Source organism: Sphingobacterium sp. WOUb80 (genome assembly GCF_050058145.1).
GTDB lineage: Bacteria > Bacteroidota > Bacteroidia > Sphingobacteriales > Sphingobacteriaceae > Sphingobacterium.
Genome location: NZ_CP165617.1, coordinates 4,363,337 through 4,385,307, shown reverse-complemented (window position 1 = coordinate 4,385,307; position 21,971 = coordinate 4,363,337). Strand labels below are relative to the sequence as shown.

Here is a 21,971-nt window from a genome sequence, read left to right as displayed (position 1 = left end):
TATCTGCATGCTCTTTTTTATTACTCTGATGCTATTTACGAATAATTTGTTTGCACAGGTAAAGGAATCGGATCTGACCGCTTACTTAATGGTTTATTTTAAGGATGAAAGCCATGGTCTATATGTTGCAGTCAGTCAGGATGGCTATTCGTTCACAGATATCAATAAGGGTAGACCAATTATTGCTGGTGATAGTATTGCACAGCAGAAAGGTATTCGAGATCCCTATATCATGCGCGGAAAGGATGGTTATTTTTATATGGTCATGACGGATTTACATATCTACGGACAAAAGCAAGGGTATAGAAATACGGAATGGGAGCGCGACGGAGTCGCATTTGGCTGGGGCAACAATCGGGGTATTGTCTTAATGAAATCGGCTGATTTAATTCAGTGGACTCATACGGAGCTATACTTGGAGAAAGCCTTTAAAGGCTGGGAAAATGTGGGCTCCTTTTGGGCGCCGGAACTCATCTATGATGATCGGAATGGTAAAATGATGATTTATTTTACGATGCGGTTTGGCAATGGACTGAATCAACTCTATTATGCTTACTTAAATAAGGAGTTTACAACATTTGAATCGGAACCACAGCTTTTGTTTCAATATCCCAAAGCAAATAAGAATTATATCGATGGGGACATTACCCGGGTAGGCAACAAATATCATCTTTTTTATGTTGCTCATGACGGAGTTCCAGGTATTAAACAGGCTGTTTCAGACCACCCAAATGGACCCTATCAGTATGATGAGCGGTTTTATGATCCGGAGCCAAAGGCCTGCGAGGCTCCAAATGTCTGGAAAAGGATAGGGGAAGAAAAATGGGTGTTAATGTATGATATCTATGGGATATCACCACATAATTTTGGCTTCAGTGAAACAACAGATTTTAAAAATTTTGTTGATCTGGGGCATTTCAATGTGGGTAAAATGAAATCTACTAATTTCAGTTCGCCTAAGCATGGGGCGGTCATTCCAATAACAAAGAAAGAGTTGGAACGATTAGCCAAACATTGGCAGTTTGATTTGTCGATACAAAAGAAATAATGCTGGGCATTTATAAATGAAGTAACCTTGTTATGAATAGAATAAAGTTAATATCCATCATAGGGGCTATTGGTGTAATGATAGCTTCGTTGCGCCCTGTATCGGCGCAGGAATATAAATCTGGCCCCTCGGAAAAAGATTTCGCAGGTTATCTATTTACCTATTTTAAAGGCAATGCAGTTGCGGATGAAGCCGTGTGTTTTGCGATTAGTACCGACGGTTATACATTCAGGGCGCTGAACAACAATCAGCCCATATTGGATTCTAAAATCATCAGCAGTACTGGTGGGGTAAGGGATCCTCATATTTTAAGGGCTGAAGACGGAAAATCATTTTATATGGTGTTAACGGATATGACTTCATCCAAAGGATGGGATTCTAACCGGGCTATGGTTTTGTTAAAGTCTACGGATTTGATCCACTGGGATCATCATGTGATTAATATTCAACAACGCTATCAAGGACAGAAGGACTTAAAAAGGGTTTGGGCACCGCAGACTATATTTGATCCTGGCGCAGGTAAATATATGGTTTACTGGTCCATGAAATACGGAGATCAACCCGATGTGATTTATTATGCTTATGCAAATCGTGATTTTACAGATCTGGAGGGAGAACCTAAGGTATTGTTCTTGCCTAAAAACGGTCAATCTTGTATAGATGGGGATATTATTGTTAAAAATGGTTTGTTCCATTTGTTTTATAAAACAGAGGGGAATGGGAAAGGGATAAAACAGGCGATCACAGACTCATTGACTTCAGGGAAATGGGTTGAACAACCTGGTTACAAACAGGCGACCGCAGATGATGTGGAAGGATCCGGGATTTTTAAACGCAATCAATCCGACACCTATATCTTGATGTATGATGTTTATAAAAAGGGAAAATACCAGTTTTGTGAATCTCAGGATTTAGATCATTTTAAAGCGATAGATCAACAGATTGATATGGATTTTCATCCTAGACATGGTACCATTTTACCGCTTTCGAGAAATGAATTGAACAGATTGGTAAAGCATTGGGGAAAACCAGCTGGAATCACCTTGAATCATGTAAAGAACCCCATATTGGAAGGATTTTATGCAGATCCAGATGTGTTGTATTCTAATAAGACAAAAAGATACTATATCTATCCGACGAGTGATGGCTTTGATGGCTGGGGTGGATATTACTTCAAAACTTTTTCTTCCACTGATCTGAAAGAATGGAAAGATGAGGGGGTAATATTAGATTTAAAAAGAGATGTATCGTGGGGCAACCACCATGCTTGGGCGCCTACCATTGCAGAAAAGAAAGTCAAGGGTGGGTATAAATATTATTATTATTTTACAGCAGCTCAGAAAATCGGTGTTGCGGTAGCGGACTCGCCAACGGGACCTTTTAAGGATTCCGGGAAACCGTTGATAGATTTCAAACCAAATGGTGTAAAGGGGGGGCAAGAGATCGATCCGGCTATTTTCACTGATCCCAAAACCGGTAAAAGTTATCTTTATTGGGGAAATGGTCATCTTGCTGTAGCCGAACTCAATAAGGATATGGTCACAATCAAGGAAAATACGATCAAATTATTGACACCTGATCGAACATTTCGTGAAGGAACCTATGTCTTCTTCCGGAAAGGGATTTATTATTTCCTATGGTCGGAAAATGATACGCGCAGCGAAAATTATCGAGTTCGTTATGGTACTTCAACCTCTCCTATGGGACCAATTCAAATCCCCGAAGATAACCTTATTTTGCAGAAAGATGTTGCTCTTGGAATTTATGGCACGGGACATAATTCGGTCTTACAGCTACCAGGAAAAGACGAATGGTACATTGTTTATCATCGATTTAGCTATCCTAAGGGAATTACGATGGGAGACGCTGCTGGGTATAACAGAGAAGTGTGTATGGACAAATTGCAGTTTGGCCTGGGTGGGAAGATTCTTCCAGTCGTACCGAGCCATTAAAATGGCCTATTACCCAAAGAGGTTACTGGTGAATTTTAATTTAATCCCCAGCTGGAAGTTATTGATCGTTTTAAATATTTCTTTAATGGTTGCCTTTTCAATATTTGTCAGACTGTCCATCGGTACATAATTGTTTGGGCTTAGTTTGGCTATCCGAATCTGATTCGCTTGATTTTTCAGGCGAATCGACATCAGGTAGTAGTAAGATTGATGCAATTCTTCATATTGTTCCTGCCTGAAAATCCCCAATTCGAGTAGCTGTTTGAGTCTTCCACCGGTATTTTCCTCATAAATTCGGTTTTTCAGGGCATATACACGAACCAAATCAACAATAGGTGTCATTGCTTTTTTTATGTTGAAGACTTCGGAAGATCCGATAGTTTGCGTTTTTATCGCCTTAAAAAATGTTAGCGGAGGTTCATACTGTAGGGCATTTTTTGCGATAAATGTAAAAAAGCGCTCGTTGGGTTTTTGTAATTCGATATTGAGAAACTCTTTAAGCTGGTCTATAATGTGTTGGTCACCATACAGTCGGCGACAGTCAAAGAATGTTGAAAACTTAATTGCATTCTCGGGAATACTTTCTTCGATCCATTTTTTGTAGTTGTTTTTCCAATGTGAAAGTGAATGTGTCCATTCAGGATTGCTAGCCATATATCCTCCTGTACAATAGCTGAAACCTATTGTATTTAAATGATCAGATACACGACTTGCAAAGTCCAGGAAATAATCGCGGACGAGCTCACGCTGTTCATTGGCTTTATCTTCATAAATAATCGCATTATCCTGATCTGTCATCAAAGTTTGTTCTTTTCTCCCTTCACTACCAGTCACCATGAAGACAAATTTTGCCGGCGGTTCGCCGATCTCTTCGATTACTTTTTCGATTACTTTTAATGCAATACTGTCCGCTACAGTTGTAATCACTTGATTGGCAATTTCAGCATTTACTCCCCTTCCGAGCAATTGATGGATAATTTCTGGAACGTTGTTCCACTTTTCACGCAATTCGTCTAAAGTTTCTGCTAGTTTGACCGATTGAATAAATACGAGTGGAGATTGTCCTTGCTCACTCAATAATCTATTTCGACTTAGGAATCCAACGTAATTCCCTCCTTTTTCAACGAGAAGGTATCTTGATTTTGTCCGGAACATTTTTAGCACAGCTTCATAGAGATAAGCTTGATCGGGAATACTGACAATGGGATTGTCCATTGCTTCGCTAATCGGACGGTCAGCAGCTATCTGTAGAGCAAGGACATTATCCCGCAAGGTCATATCTGTAGCATAGCCGATAATGCCATTTTCGTCTTTGATAAAGACACAACTTACCTTTTGCTTGGCCATCGTCTTCGCAACCTCAAAAATGGGGGTTTCAGCGGCACAGGCAACAATATCTTTGTAGGTGATATGTTCTATCTTTCGTGAATACAATTGATCCGCAGCAAAGTAGCTCTCCTCAAAAGACGCTGGGGATTTGACAAAGTGTGAAAACTCCTCATCTAACATCCTTTTTCCAAAAGAATTGGTGAAGAAATGAAAGAACTCTTCGTTAGCATTACAAAGCTCAATAAAATTTTTCCTTGGTAATCGATAGATGATTGTACCTTTCTTGGCGATGACAGATTTTAACGCTTTTGTCCGATTCAATAAGACCGAAATACCGCCAAAACAATAAGGCATATGATGGATTTCTACTAATCGTTTATTATCTGAAGCATCTAAGAAAAATGTTTCGTATTCTCCTTCGAAGATTAAGTCTACTCCATCCATATCGGTAATATTCTGTCGATAGACCAGGGTGTCTTTGGAGAAACGATGTTCATAAAGTATATCGACGATACTTTGCTGAAGGGTTTCGGGCAATGCCTGAAATGGTTGGGTTGATTTCAGCAAGGATAGGAGGGATTCGTTTTTTTTCATGAATACGGCATTAAAATAGATTATTGAACTCGGTTTGTTGGTTTAGGATCTCTTGATCGGACAGATCTTTTCGTTGGATCATTTCAAAATAGCATTTCGCTGTGATCTCAGCATCTTTCTCGGCATTGTGTATATTTTCGGGCAGAGCCAGGAAAAGTGATTCATGTAATAATGAAAGCGGAAGATGGACCATATGTGGGTTTCTAACATACCTTTTGCTATGCAGCAAAGTGCAAAAGTACTTTAAGTCGCCAAATGGTAGCGGGAGATTGGAACGATAGAATTCAGCCGATAATACTTGCATGTCAAACGAAAGAAAATGTCCGACGATTTGCGGTTTATATTTTTTGATGTCATGACTGAGTTTACGCAGTACCTCTTTTTTCTTTTCGCCGTGCTTCATTAAAAAAGGTGGAGTCAATCCGTGTATTTGCTCTGAGGCAGGACTGATCGGTATTAGCGGTTCATAAATATATTTACTCGTACGTTTAACTTCATTTTGTTCTTCGTCAAAAATAATCCAAGCTAATTGCAATACATGCGGCCAGTTGTCGCTGTCGGTGTACTTTTTATTCCATTTTTTCGGCAGTCCGGATGTTTCGGTATCTATGAATAACAAATATTTTTTCAAGGAAGTATTTATAATAAGTAGTTAAAAGTAATCAAAATTTACTGCAGGATAAGCAGCCATAGCGATGTTGTGGTTATAAGACGATTTAGAATGAAAAATTTACTAGCAAGTTACGGAAGAATATTGGAAGTTTTAAGAAAAATATCGATCGTGATAATGCCCTACTAGCATGCTGCCTCGTATGATATTTGCCGAAGCGATCACTGAGCATCTTACTCTTTTGAGAATACATTCGGTATTAATTTCTGTCGACCTGGAATAACAACTATCCCATTTGTGTGTGGGATAGTTAAGTAATCAAAGAAAAGAAAATAACGATAAAATGTTTTTGAGACAATATGAATAAAAATTGAAACGATTTTATGATTTTACATCTAATGGGAATCAGTAACTTGGAATTACGATTAACCAAAAATAAAGCATAATGAAAGACGACCAAAGCCAGAACCAAGTAAAGAGCAGTGTTATGCTATTGTTTTTTCTCGTTATGGTATTTTTTGCACAAGCTCAGGAGAAGGAAAAAATTCATAAAGCACCTGCCCCCTTATTTCGCGATCCTATTACCGATGGAGCGGCAGATCCAGCAATGTTTTATAATCCGATTGACAAAGAATGGTGGATGCTGTATACTCAACGTAGGGCGAATTTGGAACTTCCAGAAGTGGCATTCTGTTATGGAAATAGTATTGCTATAGCTTCGTCCAACGATCATGGTAAATCATGGATATATCGAGGTACCCTCGATCTTGAGTTTGAACATGGACAGAATACTTTTTGGGCACCTGATATTGTATTTGATCGCGGCGAATTTCATCTTTTCGTCTCCTATATCCAAGGGGTAAGAAGTCAATGGGGTGGGGAGGCAAAGTTAGCGCATTATACCAGTAAAGATTTATGGAATTGGAAATTTCATGATTTTTCGGACGTAGGAGTGCAGAATGTGATTGATGGTTCGCTCATTAAAATGCGAGATGGTAATTGGCGCATGTTCTTTAAAGGGCCGCAGAGCCTGACGATGATGACCGATAGTAAGGATTTGGTAACTTGGAAAGCACATCCTGAACCCGTAATTAAAGGAGAGGCGCATGAAGGCCCTAATGTATTTGAATTTGCCGGATTTTACTGGATGTTGACTGACGAATGGCATGGTATGCGCGTGTATAGATCGAAGGATCTAACCCATTGGGAGAAACAAGGGATGATTTTGGATGATATAGGTATACGTCCCGACGACAGTCCGACAGGTGCACATGGTGATGCGGTAGTTACGGGAGGTAAGGCTTATGTGTTTTATTTTACGCATCCGGGCCGGAAAACACACGTTGATGCCACATTGAATGCCGCGGGAGTATATCCTTATCAGGAAAGACGTTCATCCATCCAGGTTGCAGAATTGGTTTACAAAGATGGAACACTAAAATGTAAGCGTAACGAAGACTTTGATTTTCTTATGGCTGATTAGAATTCAGCAGAAGGCTAATGTGACCTTTTTATTGGTCAAAAGTCAGTTTGCTCGTGGTTTATCCGTTACAAGATGTTAAATATGAAGACAAAAAGCTATAAAATGTATCACTTAGTATCTCTAAGCAGTCTATGGATTGCATTGGTAATTATGGGAGCTTTGCAGGCTCTTCCTGCATACGCACAGGAAAAGCCTGCCATGTATTTTACTGACACCTCTTCGGGTAAGCCGATCGCCAAGGATCCTAAGATAATCCATTTTAAAGCCACATATTGGATGTATTACTCTATTCCTGGTAAAGATAGGGCCGGTTGGCACATTGGGATCGCGCAGAGCACAAACTTAAAAGACTGGCATAAGGTCGGTGAGCTGAATAGCGAAGCACCTTATGAGCGTCAGGGTTTATGTGCTCCAGGAGCACTGGTAAGAGGCGATACTGTACACCTTTTTTATCAGACTTATGGCAATGGGGCCAGAGATGCTATCTGCCACGCTTATTCTATAGACGGTATCCATTTTGTTCGTAATAGGAGCAATCCTATTTTCAGACCTCATGGGGATTGGACGAATGGACGGGCGATTGATGCTGAAGTGCAGCTCTATAAAGAGCATTATTTTCTCTATTTCGCTACTCGCGATCCTACAGGAGAAGTGCAGTTACAAGGAGTGGCTACAGCACCTATCGGCACCGATTTTAGTCGTAAAGATTGGAAGCAAGCTTCAGACAGTTCTATTCTCAAACCTATATTGCCTTGGGAGGGAAAATGTATTGAAGCGGCATCAGTAATTGAACATCAGGGCGTACTCTATATGTTTTATGCAGGTAGTTATAACAATGAGCCGCAGCAAATTGGATTGGCTAGTAGTCGGGATGGTATCCATTGGAATCGAGTGCAGCAAACACCTTTTTTAGCCAGTGGTAAGATAGGGGATTGGAATGTGAGCGAATCTGGACACCCAGATATTTTTCGGGCAGTAGATGGTCAATATTATCTTTTCTTTCAAGGAAATTGTACTGGTGATGGACAATCTTGGTATTTGTCTAACCGTCGGTTACGATGGAAAGAGACTTTGCCCAGTTTGATAAAGGAGGAACCAAAATGACAACTTATATTAAACCTTTTTTAATATATGATGTATCTGATTCTAAATCCAAACTCTTATAGATTCGACCGAACTAGACAATTACTTATCTGGAGTTAGCTTGATATTGGCTGTACCTGCAGGTTAACTGAAAGAAAATACCCAATGATTTGCGGTTTATATTTTTTGATGTCATGACTGAGTTTATGCAGCACCTCTTTTTTCTTTTCGCCGTGCTTCATTAAAAAAGGAGGGAGTCATGTGGGCAGTTGTCGCTGTCTGTGTACTTTTTATCCCATCTTTTCGGCAACCCGGACATTTCGGTATCTATGAATAACAAATATTTTTTCAAGGAAGTATTTATAATAAGTAACTAAAAGTAATCAAAATTTACTGCAGGCTGCGGATACGGTCAAAATAAATTATCTTGCTATAGGGTAACTGTTGTACTGATGTGGCATAACAGTGCATAACAGTTGCTCTCATTAAATCGATTAATTTAGTTTTTGTAATACCTAAAAAGATACATAATGAATGCTGTTTTCGGAGTTATATTTCATTTTATAGGCGGTTTTGCGTCTGGAAGTTTTTATGTGCCGTATAAGAAGGTGAAAGGCTGGTCCTGGGAATCCATGTGGATATTAGGAGGACTTTTTTCATGGATTATCGTTCCGCCGATAGCGGCAATGATGACGATTCCAAATTTTGTGGAAATTATCAAAGATACAAATAGCTCCATTTTAGGGTATACTTTTTTATTTGGATTACTCTGGGGTATTGGGGGACTGACCTATGGACTTGGCGTACGTTACCTCGGAGTATCTTTGGGAAGTAGTATCATTTTGGGGCTCAGTATGGTTTTTGGGTCGTTGATGCCAAGTATTTATTATTTTTTTAATAAGACTGCAGGTAAGCATGGTATAGACTATTTTTTTACGACACATTCCGGTATTTGTATTCTCATTGGACTTTTGGTGTGTGTACTTGGCGTGTTTTTATGTGGGAAGGCGGGTGTTTCAAAGGAGAAACATTTGTCGGCATTATCAGCTGAAAGCAAGTCCGATTACAATTTTGGATTGGGTATCGTTGTGGCTATTATATCGGGGATATTAAGTGCTTGTTTCAATTTTGGCATTGAGGCTGGAAAACCGATGGCCGATGTGGCCAACACGTTATGGAAAGCTGCTAATCCAGCTCAAGGGGAATTCCTTTATCAAAATAACGTCACTTATATTGTAATCCTTTGGGGTGGCTTTGTGACGAACTTTCTTTGGTGCCTTTACTTGCTGTTTAAGAATAGGACTTTTGGAGATTATACGAAGTCCGATGTGCCAAAGGGCAAAAACTTCCTTTTATGTGCGATAGCGGGAACAACTTGGTATCTGCAGTTTTTCTTTTATGGAATGGGCGAAAGCCGTTTAGGAAATGGGGCTAGTTCATGGATACTGCATATGGCATTTATCATTCTTATTTCAAATGCTTGGGGTGTTGCACTCAAGGAATGGAAAGGTGTGGATCGTGCAACTTATCGTTCTATAATCGGAGGGATTATAACCATTATTATCTCTATTTGCATTGTAGGGTTTGCGAAGACATTAGAAAATTAATATTTAAATAAATATAGAAGAAGTGAAAACGTACAAACATGTCAATTACTTATGGAACGATGAGAAAGCTCAGGCACTAAGCGGTGATGAAGTAGCTTTACTGTTATATCGTTCGAATATTTTAGGCGCAGATTTAAGGATCACAAATTATGGCGGGGGAAATACCTCGTGCAAAGTTTCTGAAAAAGATCCTTTGACAGGCGAAGAAGTGGAGGTGATGTGGATTAAAGGCTCCGGAGGTGATATCGGAACTTTGAAAAAGTCAGGTTTGGCAGCTTTGTATCTCCAACGTTTACGTAATTTGGAAAATGTCTATCGTGGATTAGAGCATGAAGATGAAATGGTTGAATTATTTAATCACTGTATCTATGATCTAGCGTCTAAAGCCCCATCTATTGATACACCATTGCATGGATTCTTGCCATTCAAACATATTGACCATTTACACCCTGATGCGGCGATTGCAATTGCCGCGGCTAAAGATGGAAAGACAATCACACAAGAGCTTTTCAATGGATCCATCGGTTGGGTGGACTGGCAACGTCCAGGCTTTGATTTAGGCTTGCAGTTGAGAGCTTGTTTGGAAGAAAATCCAGGAATTCGGGGAATTATGCTTGGTTCGCATGGTCTTTTTACATGGGGAGATACCGCTCACGAATGTTATGTTAATTCGTTGGATGTCATTGAAGCCTGTGCAGCATATCTTGAGCAGAATTATGGTAAGAAAGCACCTGTCTTTGGTGGACAAAAAGTGACTAGTTTGGATAAAAGTGGACGTATTGAACAAGCTGCCAAACTAGCGCCGATCTTACGAGGTTTTTGTTCGAGTGAGCGCCACATGATCGGACATTTTACAGATGATGATCGTGTATTGGAATTTATTAATTCGCATGACTTAGCGCGTTTGGCTCCATTGGGTACGAGTTGCCCCGACCACTTTTTGAGAACTAAAATCCAGCCATTGGTATTGAATCTTGACAAGTCTGATAATTTAGATAACGTTGAAGAGCTCAAAATAAAACTGACGCCTTTGTTTGAAGATTATCGCGACATGTATGCACAGTATTATGAAAACTGCAAACACGATAATAGTCCGGCTATCCGAGATAAAAACCCTGTTATCGTGCTCTATCCTGGAGTAGGGATGTTTTCATTTGCGAAGGATAAGCAAACGGCACGGGTGGCTGCGGAATTCTATATCAATGCAATTAATGTCATGAAAGGTGCTGAGGCTGTAAGCGAATATACCGCATTACCTCGTCAAGAGGCATTTGATATTGAATATTGGTTGCTGGAGGAAGCAAAATTGCAGCGTATGCCAAAACCCAAGGCACTTTCTGGAAAAATAGCATTAGTCACTGGTAGTGGTGGCGGTATTGGAAAAGCGATTGCAAAGAAAATGGCTCAAGAAGGGGCGGTTGTCGTCCTCAACGATATCAATACAGAGCGTTTAGAGTCGAGTAAGGCCGAATTTGTGACCGAATTTGGAAAAGATTCAGTTATCTCCACAACCCTTGATGTAACCAATGCGGATTCTATCAAAGGCGCTTTGAAAGATGCTGCGCTAGCATTCGGCGGCATTGATATCGTCGTGAATAATGCTGGACTATCGATTTCAAAAACAATCGAAGACCACACGGAGAAAGATTGGGATTTATTGTACGATGTATTGGTAAAGGGGCAGTTCTTGGTTACTCAGGGAGCGACTTCAATATTAAAAGGGCAGGCAATCGGTGGCGATATCATAAATATTGTCAGCAAAAATGCTTTGGTTAGCGGTCCCAACAATACAGGGTACGGAAGTGCAAAAGGTGCCCAGTTGCATTTGAGCCGTTTATGTGCAGCAGAATTAGGCCCTGCAGGAGTGCGTGTAAATGTTGTCAATCCAGATGCGGTTATTTCAGACAGTAATATCTGGGCCGGAGGATGGGCTGAAGGTCGAGCGAAAGCCTATGGCATCACTGTCGCTGAATTACCCGCTTACTATGCAAAACGCACGCTATTGAATCAGATTATTCTTCCAGAAGACATCGCAAATGCATGTTTTGCTTTTGTTGGTGGGCTACTGAGCAAATCTACAGGGAACGTGTTAAACGTTGACGGAGGTGTTGCAATGGCGTTTGTACGCTAATTTTTATATCTTAGGTGTCGCGTTCGGAAAGGGAAAAATGTACGCGACACCTAGCATTTTTACACGATAACCATTAAATCATGATTCTAGATAAGAAAATTATAGATCAGCACAATAACCAATTAAAAGATAAGCATAAACGGGCATTTGACTATGTGTCGGCAGATATTCCACAGGTAGATGAAATTCTGGATAAACTTCAAAAATTTCAAATCGCTATACCAAGTTGGGCATTAGGTACGGGCGGAACTCGCTTTGGACGTTTTTCAGGTGCTGGTGAACCCGGAACCTTAGAACAAAAGCTGGAGGACGTAGGTTTATTGCATGCACTCAACAAATCAAGTGGCGCCATTTCTTTGCATATACCTTGGGATATTCCTTCGGATGCAGAAAAAATCAAGTCATTGGCCTCTAAACTCGGTATTGCATTTGATGCCGTAAACTCCAACACTTTTCAAGATCAAGTAGGACAAGAACACAGCTATAAGTTTGGTTCATTGCATCATGTTGACCCAAAAGTTCGTCAGCAAGCTGTAGATCATAATATCGAAGTCATCAACTATGGCAAAGCCGTTGGTTCTAAAGCTTTGACCGTTTGGTTAGCTGATGGATCATCCTTTCCTGGACAATTAAATTTCAGAGAAGCGTTTCAAAATACCTTATCGAGTCTACAAGAAATCTATAAACATTTGCCGGAAGATTGGAAACTTTTTGTCGAGTACAAAGCATTTGAACCATACTTCTATTCTATGACAATTGGTGATTGGGGACAGTCCCTATTGTTGGCAAACAAATTAGGTCCAAAAGCCTATACATTGGTTGATTTGGGACACCATTTGCCCAATGCCAACATTGAACAAATTGTTTCATTATTGTTGATGGAGGGTAAGCTTGGTGGATTTCATTTTAACGATAGTAAGTACGCTGACGACGATCTTACGGCAGGAAGTATTAAGCCATATCAGTTATTTTTGATATTCAACGAATTGATCGATGGGATGGATGAAAAGGGTATCGACCACGCGAGCGGCTTGGGATGGATGATTGATGCTTCGCATAACCTGAAAGATCCCTTAGTCGATTTGTTGCAATCAGTTGAGGCTATTAAGATCGCCTATGCACAAGCCTTGTTGGTTGATCGGAAAGCGTTGAAACAGGCACAGCAATCAAACGATATCGTGAAAGCACAGGAAATCCTGCAAGGAGCATTTCGTACCGATGTCAGACCACTTGTTGCAGAATCAAGACTAAGACGTGGAGCGGCGTTGAATCCTGTTCAATTGTTTAATGAAGAAGATTTACGGGCTAAACTTATCGAAGAACGCGGAATTAATTCCGTCGCTACCGGTTTGTAACGAGGGGAAAAGGAATGAGGGGAAAACCAATACCAGTAGTCGCCATATTCGACGTTGGAAAGACTAACAAGAAGTTATTTCTCTTTAATGAGCAGTATCAGATCGTTTTTGAAAGGTCTGCCCGCTTTTTAGAAACTACGGACGAGGATGGCGATAGCTGTGAAAATTTGGAAAGTTTACGTTTGTCCGTTTTTGACTCATTACATGAAGTCTTTCGGAAAGGCGAGTTTGAAATTAAGGCAATTAATTTTACTTCATATGGTGCGAGTTTTGTCTACATTGATAAAGATGGTCGGCCTTTAACGCCATTGTATAACTATCTGAAGGAATACCCAAAGAAACTGCTGGAGTCATTCTATGCACAATATGGCGGAAAAGATAGATTCGCATTGGAAACGTCCTCTCCGAGTTTGGGAAGTCTTAATTCTGGGCTACAGATCTATCGTTTGTTTAAACTAAAACCGGCGTTGTTTAAGGAGGTCAAATGGGCGCTACATCTTCCGCAATATTTGAGTTATCTAATTTCAGGACAACCTTATGCCGATATGACAAGTATAGGCTGCCATACAGCATTGTGGGATTTTAAGAAAAATAACTACCATCAGTGGGTCTTTGATACAGGTATTTTACAAAAAATGGCACCTATCGTCCAAGGAGATCAACTTTTTAGGGCAACTTTTCCGGGAAGTGGTTATCTGGTAGGGAGCGGTTTGCATGATAGCTCTTCGGCTTTGATCCCCTATCTGTTGAACTTTCATGAACCTTTTGTGTTGATTTCAACAGGAACTTGGTGTATTTCCTTCAATCCATTCAATGATAAACCGTTGACCAAAGAAGAACTAAACGAAGATTGCTTGCAGTACATGACTTACACTGGAAAACCGATTAAAGCGTCACGCCTGTTTGCAGGCTATGAACATGAAGAACAAGTGAAGCGTATTGCAGATTTTTTCCAAGTTTCAACTGGTAAGTTCAAACAAATTGGACTGCAATGGAATATTATCGAAAAATATCAAGCGTTGGATATTTCGGATGAGCTGTCGGCTTTTTCATCGATAGATTTGAGTCATTTTAATGATTATACAGAAGCTTATCATGTTTTTATGATGCATTTGGTAAAAGCACAGATCAAAGCAACCTCCTTGGTCTTACAGAAAAAAGGTGTTCAACGCATATTTGTAGATGGTGGATTTAGCCGTAATGTCATCTACATGACATTATTGGCGCAAGCTTTTCCAAATAGCGAAGTTTTTGGAGCATCAATGGCGCAAGCAACGGCGCTTGGGGCTGCATTAGTCATTCATGATCATTGGAATACGCAAGCTATGCCAAATGACATTATTGAATTGCGCTATTTTAGGGCTAAACAACAACCGCATATATAAAAATAGTTTGCGAAAATAAGAATCTAGTTTTTTTATTAGTTATCGTGAGAGGTCAGGCAATTCATTGTCTGGCCTATTTTTTATTGCCTAGCGTATTAAGAACAAGTTGGCAGGAGTATCTTTATCGCATCAAGACGTTAAAAATTAAAGGTTTCCAAACAGGTGTAAGGAAACCTTTGATTAAAAACCTAAAATTATGAATAATTATACCAATTATTATATGATGATTAAAGATGCTAACAATTAATAAATTAGCTGTCCTGAGCTGTTGGCAAAAGATAAGCACAGGTAAGCACAGGGTGGTCTGATGAACAGGAAAAATTATATTTGAGGCTCCTAAATTAATAAAGCTTAAAGATGAAGAGAATAATCTTAACGATTGGTTTTTTTATACTGTCCTATCATGTTTTGATCGCTGAACAGATTGTTAGGGAATTTAGCTTTGGTGATGCTAAAAAAGATAAGGCTGTAATTTCTTTAATGGAATCCCAATCTTATACGGATGCCAAAGGGTATGGTTTTGATTTTTTAACAGAACAAAATGTCAGAATTGATCTAAAGAATAAAAGCCTTTTTAGCGATAAGCCATTCTACTTTTCAATAAAAGTCCCTGAAGGAAATTATAAAATTACGATCACTTATCATGGCTTAAGAGATAAACCCTATTATAGTACAGTACGGTCAGAATCAAGGAGGTTACAGGTAGAAAATCAGGAAGTTGTACCAAATAGATCCGTAAACAGAACTTTTGTTGTACATATTAAGGATCCAAAGATTGCTTCCGGGGGAAGGGTTGGGCTGAAGAAACCGCGGGAGCTGCAAAAGTTGGACTGGGATGATAAGCTGACTTTGGAGTTTCAACAAACAAATTGTATTTCGGCGATTCGTATTGAATCGATAAGCAATGTCCCTACTGTATTCTTAGCGGGAAATTCCACAGTAGTGAATCAAGAAGATGAGCCCTGGGCGTCCTGGGGACAAATGATTCCTCGTTTTTTTGATGCAGGTGTAGCCATTGCTAATCATGCTGAATCTGGCTTAGCATTAAGTTCGTTTTTGTCCTCAAAAAGATTGGAAAAAATTCTCTCTGTCACCAAACCAGGAGACTATTTATTTATCGAATTTGGGCACAATGATCAAAAAGAAAAGGGAGAAAATGCAGGTGCATATAAAGGATACAGTGAGCGATTGCGTTATTTTGTTCGTGAATTTCGAGCGAAAGGTGGTATTCCGGTAATTCTAACTTCGACAGCACGACGTTCATTTGATGAACAAGGACATTTGGTTCATACTTTAGGTGACTTTCCTGATGCAGCTCGTAAAGTTGCGGCAGAACTTCAAGTCCCTTTGATAGATCTCAATAAGAAAACAAGTCTATTTTATATGGCACTAGGAGTTGAGGGATCCAAACAGGCATTTGTCCACTATCCTGCGCATACTTTCCCAAATCAAGAAAATGCACTGGCTGATAATACCCATTTTAATCCTTACGGTGCTTATGAAATTGCAAAGATGGTACTAACTGGAATTAAAGAAAATCAATTGGCGATTGCGGGACATATCGTCGATTTTCAAGGCTTTGATCCACAGCAGCCAGACGATTTTAAATCTTGGTATTGGCCACCAAGTCTAATTAATAGCGTTGTAAAACCAGATGGCAATTAGTTTTGTATTGATATAACGTTAAGGTCGGGCAGTAGGTGTCCGACCTTTTTTTATGTCCTATTTGCTCATTTAGACAGGATAGTGCAGGTTGGTGCAAATGTCTTTTAGACATATATTTGTTACACCAATTATGAACCGCAAAAGCACAAACTTTCGCTTCATAAACGTATTATTTGAAGTATCTCGTAAAGAAATTGCCGTAATTCATTATTAATCAAATTATTGACCTAATACATTTACTATGTTATCATCCAAATTTAACCTATTTTGGATTGCACTATTGATTACGGTAGTGTCATGTAGGAAAGAAGCCTTTGACGCCTACTATGGTAGACCCGATTGGCTGGCAAGTCCAATTTACCAGCAGCTCGATTCAATGGGTGACTTTAAGAAGTACCTGAGCTGCATTGAATTGTCCGGCTATAAGAATACACTTGGAACTGCGGGTTCTTGGACTGTATTTGCCCCCACTGATCAGGCCTTTGATCAATTTATGAAGGAAAATGGTATTAGTGATGTATCAAAGATTGATGCAAAACTGGCCGAAAAAATTGTACGTTCTTCGATGATTTATGATGGTGAGCGGCTTGAAAAGTTGAACGATTATTTTTCAGCAAAAGGCTGGCAGCAGGGCTTTGCTTTCCGGCGTCGATCTGTATACTATGACTTTGTTGAAAAAGAGGATTTGGGGACTGGCAAAATTAGAAGATTTGTCTCGACAAACCGTGGTCCTAATGTGACTTATGCAGCTACGGATAACAATAATAAACACATTAGCTATTTTTTTGATGCTTACATGAGCCAGCGTGGTTTAGGGGCTATAGACTATCAGTCATTTTATCCTAACAGTAGCTATACGGGATTGAACGTTGGGCCAGCTGAAATTGATCCTGCACGAAGCAATATCTCCGCAGAGAATGGCTATATCCATGTTGTGAATAAAGTTTTGGTTGCAGAGAAGAGTATAGATCAATACCTTCGCGATAATACAAGTTATTCCGCATTTAAATCGATTCTGGATTTCTTTGCTTCTTATACATATAATGCAGAAATAACACGGAAGAATGAGGTGCTCACCGGAGAAAAGGACTCTGTATTTGTTAAGGGCTATGCGGGGATTGGTTTGGCGCTCAACAATGAAAATTATGCAAAGGAAGATCCCAACGATGCCCAAACCAATAATTTTTCGATCACGGTACCTACCAATGAGGCTGTAAGTAATTACGCTAAACGTGTATTGTTAAAATATTACCCCCAAGGTACCACGTTAAAAGATCTTTTTTATACAAATCCTACTGTCTTAACAGAATTTGTAAATTCTCATCTATACAATACACAGGTGTGGCCATCACAGTTCACTCAAGCGCAAAACTTTGTTGGTGAACTGCCCAAGGTGACAAAGGCTAATATCAAAGAGACAAAATTGTTGAGCAATGGCGCATTTTATGGTATAGATGCTTGTCAACAGGCCAATGTTTTCCATTCCGTCTATGGTAACGTTTTATTGGATCCTAAATATAGCTTCATGCGTCGCGCATTGGAACGCATGAGTATGAATTTGACATTAAAGATTCCAACCATTCGTTATATGCTGATCCTTGTATCGGATCAAAAGTTATATGAAATGGGCTTTGATTATGATGCTTATAATACCTCTGACCCGATCCGTTTTAATGGCGGAAACGGTACACCGGAAATGCGAGAGGTGCTTATGGCTCATATTATTCCATTAGGAAATGATCCCTTGCCTGATTTATCGGGAAAAGGAATATTGGAAAGCTATGCAGGTGAGTATGTAAAGTTTAGCCAGATGAAAATGTCTTCTAGTGGAACTTTGGATGGCCCAACAGAAACACAGCAAATCCGCATTGATTCGATCAGTATTGGAAATAACCTTTCAGGTCCGTTAAATGGAGTTGCTGTCTATCTGAATGGGGGGTTGACTTCATCGAATACCAATATTGGATTCTTCCTCAAAAATATTGGAGCGGATCAGGCCTCCTCTCCATTCAATTCATTTTATAAATATTTAATTGCAAGCACAGTCTATTCGGCTACAGATGGAGTCGTCAAAGGAATAGAACTCGGATTGAACTATACCCTACTTATTCCTAACAATGACGCTATAGCCAATGCGGTTGCAAACAACGATTTGCCTGCATCAACCGCTCCAGCAGATCAAGCGTCAATAGATAAAATAACCCGGTTTATTCAATATCATATTGCGCGCAATTCATTTGCAATCGATGGAAAGAAGACAGGGTTCTTTCAGTCGCTTTGTAAAAATGTAGACGGGGATGCCCAATCAATACAGGTTGCTGTCAACCAGGTTAATAAGTTGCAGGTAATGGATAACCTCAACCGAACCGTTGAAGCAGATGTGGTGCAGAGTAATCAACTTGGACAGCGCGTATTGATACATTCTCTCAAAGGATATTTAAAGCATGGCCTGTAATCTAACCGAAAACATGATGAAACAGATAAACTATTTGATTTTAATAGGGTGCATAGTATGGATGACTTTCTGGGGGGGAGGAGTTTACGCGCAAAATAATGCGGCTTTGCTCACCGGAAAGGTGACCGAAAAAGGAACAAAACAGCCTATCGTTGGTGCAACGGTTGTCTTAAAAGATAATGATAACCGCACAATTGTGGGAACGACCACAGACGTTGAGGGCAACTATAGTCTCAGAGCTAGGATGCAAGGCTTGAAACTAGCGGTCTCCTACACGGGGTATAAATCTTCGGGTGCGATTGCAGTAGGAGATCGGAAAACGATCAATGTGCAGATTGAATCAACAAATAATGTGATTGATGAGGTTGTTATCTCAAAGTCTAAACCTATCAATGACGGAACAGGCATGGGGATTTCGAAAGAACGTAATACAGCAGCGATTTCAACGATTAGCATGGATGAGCTTTCCGAAATGCAATCTGTATCTGTCGATCAAGCGTTGCAGGGAAGGCTGCCAGGAGTTGATATCACGACAGTATCAGGCGATCCCGGGGCTGGGATGCAGATCCGGATTCGCGGTACATCTTCTTTAAATGGAGCAACCGACCCATTAATTGTGGTTGATGGAATGCCTTATGATATTACTATTCCGGACGATTTCAACTTCGCGACTTCTGATGATAATGCCTATGGGCAATTGTTAAATATCGCACCATCTGATATACAGGATATCTCGGTATTGAAAGATGCTGCTGCGACTGCTGTTTGGGGATCTCGTGGAGCAAATGGGGTCTTAGTTATTACGACGAAGCGTGGAACCGTAAGCGCCCCTACATTGGGATATACCTTCAAAGGATCTATTTCAAGGCAACCTGAATCTATTCCATTATTGAATGGTGATCAGTACTCGACCTTATTGTCCGAAGAATTCTACAATGCAGGAAAGGTTTTTTCTACGACAGACAATGCTCAGCAGTTCCAGTACGATCCAAACAATACCTATATTTACCACAATTATAGTAATAATTCCAACTGGGTAGATGCCATTACGCAATTGGGCTATTTTCAAGATCATAATTTGCAGGTGCGTGGTGGCGGTGAAAAAGCACGTTATTTAGCTTCAATCGGTTACTTTAATCAAGAAGGAACAACTATTGGAACAGGTCTAAACCGTCTATCTGCCCGGATCAATTTGGATTATGTGGTTTCAGAGCGCATTGGTTTCCAATCTGACGTCTCTTATACCCACGTTGACAATGATAATCTTTATCATTCCAATGTACGGGATATTGCCTATCGCAAGATGCCAAATCAAGCCATTTGGGAATATGATGAATATGGTAACCTAACTGGAAATCTATTTAACCCTTCTTCTTCAGCGCAGGGATACTATCCGGGAACATACAATCCCTTATCCATGGTTAAAAATTCGATTGCGAAGCAATTGGGAGACATTCTACAGACTCGGTTTAATGTTGATTATAAATTGATACCTAATACCTTGCGATTTGTAAGTACGCTGGCGTTAAATATTAAAAACAACAAGACCAAACTCTTTCTGCCTCAGTTGGCAACAGGCCGGCCCTTTACCGAAAATACAGTGAATACGGCAGCAGACTCAGATTTGGACGAATTTTCACTGAGTACAAATACCCGACTTTTGTTTACACCTGCATTGGGAGACAACCACCTGCTGACTGCCAATTTATCTTTCTTGACTTCGGATTATCGTTATACGATCCAAGGACTTCTTTCAACTAATACCGCATCGTCTTATCTGCAGGATCCAAGTGTGCCGTCGCGGACCTTGACTGGATATGCACAATCAGTTGCATCGCAATCTCGTTCAATCGGAGCCTTAATCCAAGCGAATTATATGCTCAACAAGAAATATGTTTTTGCCGCAAGTCTGCGTGGTGATGGCAACTCAAAATTTGGTCCTGATAATCGATATGGACTATTTCCTGCTTTTTCTGCCGCTTGGCAGATCGGAAGGGAAAATTTCTTGAAAAATGTTAAAGCTATAAAAGATATCAAGCTAAGAGCAAGCTGGGGACGCAGCGGCAATGCTCCTCGACGTGATTATACCTATATCAATGTATATAGCACCAATGATTATGCTTATTTGGATGAGAACGGGGTCTATTCAAAAAATATAGAGTTGTCAGACTTAAAATGGGAAACGGTGACACAACAGAATTTGGGTATGGATGTCGAGATGTTCGACTACCGTTTGATGTTTGGTGGAGAGATTTATAAAAATAGAACAACAGATCTGATGATGGACAATATTCAGATTCCAACCTATACTGGATACAGTGGACTGGCTATGAATGTTGGTACAATGGATAATGATGGCTGGGAAGCAAATTTTACCGTGGTGCCCATTCGTAATAAAAAATGGGATGTTAGTTTTACTTTCAATATTGCGCACAATCAAAATGTGATCCGCGAGATATCACCACTTTATCCCCGCGAAAATGCCAGATCATCTTTAAAGAATAAAACATTTTTCACCTATTTCCAGGAGAATAATCCTTATGGATCTTTCTATGGATTTCGTTACTTGGGCGTTTACAAAGATCAGGAAGCCACAATTGCAAAAGACGCACAGGGGAATGCCATTGTGAGTCCCGATGGTGAGACAATCTATATGCGTTTTAATTATCCTACAGTCGATTATGTTTTCCAAGCGGGCGATGCGATGTACGAAGATATCAACCACGATGGTGTGATTGATCAAAAGGATATTGTGTATTTGGGCAATAGCAATCCGAAGCTTACGGGCGGGTTTGGATTTAATGTGGGATATAATAAACGTTTGAAATTAAGTGCCTTCTTTAACTATAGACAAGGGTCTCAAATTATTAATGGAACCAAAATGAATACGACTGATATGCTTGGGTATAACAATCAAAGCACGGCGGTATTGCGTAGATGGCGTAAAGATGGCGATGTGACAGATATTCCACGTGCCTTATATGGAACCGGGTATAATTCTTTGGGATCAAGCCGCTATGTCGAGGATGCATCCTTTTTACGTTTGCGTACAGTCACCCTAAAGTATGATTTTGCAAAAGAATTCTTGCAACGGTTTCATATAGATGGACTTGGCGCTTATCTGACCGTAGAAAATATTTTTACGCTGACAAAGTATACCGGTCAAGACCCTGATGTGGCCGTAAAGTTAAAGGATGCATTTACTGTGTTAATGGATAATTCAATGACACCGCCATTAAAAACAGTTACACTAGGTATTACAGCACGTTTTTAA

Annotated in this window: 13 protein-coding genes; 11 read left to right on the top strand and 2 right to left on the bottom strand. The window is 40.0% G+C overall.

Annotation, left to right across the window (positions count from 1 at the left end; genetic code table 11):
* Nucleotides 1–28: 28 nt before the first annotated feature.
* Nucleotides 29–1,048 carry a glycoside hydrolase family 43 protein gene (locus AB1Z56_RS18290; RefSeq protein ID WP_426789842.1) on the top strand — a complete coding sequence of 340 codons (1,020 nt, stop codon included), beginning with the start codon at nucleotides 29–31 and terminating at the stop codon, nucleotides 1,046–1,048.
* A 32-nt stretch (nucleotides 1,049–1,080) separates the two neighbouring features.
* The gene (locus AB1Z56_RS18285) at nucleotides 1,081–3,000 is read left to right on the top strand and encodes a family 43 glycosylhydrolase (protein WP_309365765.1); all 1,920 of its coding nucleotides are present in this window, start codon (nucleotides 1,081–1,083) and stop codon (nucleotides 2,998–3,000) included.
* Between the two features lie 9 nt (nucleotides 3,001–3,009).
* Here the strand turns inward: AB1Z56_RS18285 and AB1Z56_RS18280 are convergent, their stop codons facing one another.
* Both AB1Z56_RS18280 and AB1Z56_RS18275 read right to left on the bottom strand, forming a co-directional pair.
* Nucleotides 3,010–4,923: a DUF294 nucleotidyltransferase-like domain-containing protein gene (locus AB1Z56_RS18280; protein WP_309365766.1), complete on the bottom strand. Its 1,914-nt coding sequence runs from the start codon at nucleotides 4,921–4,923 to the stop codon at nucleotides 3,010–3,012.
* A 10-nt stretch (nucleotides 4,924–4,933) separates the two neighbouring features.
* Nucleotides 4,934–5,554 carry an exonuclease domain-containing protein gene (locus AB1Z56_RS18275; protein ID WP_426789841.1) on the bottom strand — a complete coding sequence of 207 codons (621 nt, stop codon included), beginning with the start codon at nucleotides 5,552–5,554 and terminating at the stop codon, nucleotides 4,934–4,936.
* 424 nt (nucleotides 5,555–5,978) lie between these two features.
* Here AB1Z56_RS18275 and AB1Z56_RS18270 point away from each other — a divergent pair, with 424 nt between their 5' ends.
* From AB1Z56_RS18270 to AB1Z56_RS18230, 9 genes are all read left to right on the top strand, one after another.
* Entirely contained in the window at nucleotides 5,979–7,016 is a 1,038-nt protein-coding gene (locus tag AB1Z56_RS18270) for a glycosyl hydrolase (protein ID WP_309365768.1), read from the top strand.
* Between the two features lie 102 nt (nucleotides 7,017–7,118).
* Nucleotides 7,119–8,120, top strand: a complete 1,002-nt coding sequence (locus AB1Z56_RS18265; RefSeq protein ID WP_309365769.1) for a family 43 glycosylhydrolase — start codon at nucleotides 7,119–7,121, stop codon at nucleotides 8,118–8,120.
* A 509-nt stretch (nucleotides 8,121–8,629) separates the two neighbouring features.
* On the top strand, nucleotides 8,630–9,706 hold the full coding sequence (rhaT, locus tag AB1Z56_RS18260) for an L-rhamnose/proton symporter RhaT (RefSeq protein WP_309365770.1): 1,077 nt from the start codon (nucleotides 8,630–8,632) through the stop codon (nucleotides 9,704–9,706).
* Between the two features lie 22 nt (nucleotides 9,707–9,728).
* The gene (locus tag AB1Z56_RS18255) at nucleotides 9,729–11,837 is read left to right on the top strand and encodes a bifunctional aldolase/short-chain dehydrogenase (RefSeq protein ID WP_426789840.1); all 2,109 of its coding nucleotides are present in this window, start codon (nucleotides 9,729–9,731) and stop codon (nucleotides 11,835–11,837) included.
* A gap of 80 nt (nucleotides 11,838–11,917) precedes the next feature.
* Nucleotides 11,918–13,192 (top strand): TIM barrel protein, encoded by a 1,275-nt coding sequence (locus tag AB1Z56_RS18250; RefSeq protein WP_426789839.1) that lies wholly within the window; start codon nucleotides 11,918–11,920, stop codon nucleotides 13,190–13,192.
* Nucleotides 13,193–13,206: 14 nt separating this feature from the next.
* On the top strand, nucleotides 13,207–14,577 hold the full coding sequence (locus AB1Z56_RS18245; RefSeq protein ID WP_426789838.1) for an FGGY-family carbohydrate kinase: 1,371 nt from the start codon (nucleotides 13,207–13,209) through the stop codon (nucleotides 14,575–14,577).
* Nucleotides 14,578–14,934: 357 nt separating this feature from the next.
* On the top strand, nucleotides 14,935–16,242 hold the full coding sequence (locus tag AB1Z56_RS18240; protein WP_426789837.1) for a rhamnogalacturonan acetylesterase: 1,308 nt from the start codon (nucleotides 14,935–14,937) through the stop codon (nucleotides 16,240–16,242).
* Nucleotides 16,243–16,483: 241 nt separating this feature from the next.
* Nucleotides 16,484–18,697, top strand: a complete 2,214-nt coding sequence (locus AB1Z56_RS18235; protein ID WP_309365775.1) for a fasciclin domain-containing protein — start codon at nucleotides 16,484–16,486, stop codon at nucleotides 18,695–18,697.
* A gap of 13 nt (nucleotides 18,698–18,710) precedes the next feature.
* Nucleotides 18,711–21,971: a SusC/RagA family TonB-linked outer membrane protein gene (locus AB1Z56_RS18230; RefSeq protein ID WP_426789836.1), complete on the top strand. Its 3,261-nt coding sequence runs from the start codon at nucleotides 18,711–18,713 to the stop codon at nucleotides 21,969–21,971.

Bases quoted from the DNA above. Each gene is read 5' to 3' on its own strand.
- AB1Z56_RS18270 (WP_309365768.1), top strand. From the start codon at position 5,979: ATGAAAGACGACCAAAGCCAGAACCAAGTAAAGAGCAGTGTTATGCTA.
- AB1Z56_RS18280 (WP_309365766.1), bottom strand. From the start codon at position 4,923: ATGAAAAAAAACGAATCCCTCCTATCCTTGCTGAAATCAACCCAACCA.
- AB1Z56_RS18250 (WP_426789839.1), top strand. From the start codon at position 11,918: ATGATTCTAGATAAGAAAATTATAGATCAGCACAATAACCAATTAAAA.
- AB1Z56_RS18235 (WP_309365775.1), top strand. From the start codon at position 16,484: ATGTTATCATCCAAATTTAACCTATTTTGGATTGCACTATTGATTACG.
- AB1Z56_RS18290 (WP_426789842.1), top strand. From the start codon at position 29: ATGCTATTTACGAATAATTTGTTTGCACAGGTAAAGGAATCGGATCTG.
- rhaT (WP_309365770.1), top strand. From the start codon at position 8,630: ATGAATGCTGTTTTCGGAGTTATATTTCATTTTATAGGCGGTTTTGCG.
- AB1Z56_RS18265 (WP_309365769.1), top strand. From the start codon at position 7,119: ATGTATCACTTAGTATCTCTAAGCAGTCTATGGATTGCATTGGTAATT.
- AB1Z56_RS18245 (WP_426789838.1), top strand. From the start codon at position 13,207: ATGAGGGGAAAACCAATACCAGTAGTCGCCATATTCGACGTTGGAAAG.
- AB1Z56_RS18285 (WP_309365765.1), top strand. From the start codon at position 1,081: ATGAATAGAATAAAGTTAATATCCATCATAGGGGCTATTGGTGTAATG.
- AB1Z56_RS18240 (WP_426789837.1), top strand. From the start codon at position 14,935: ATGAAGAGAATAATCTTAACGATTGGTTTTTTTATACTGTCCTATCAT.
- AB1Z56_RS18230 (WP_426789836.1), top strand. From the start codon at position 18,711: ATGATGAAACAGATAAACTATTTGATTTTAATAGGGTGCATAGTATGG.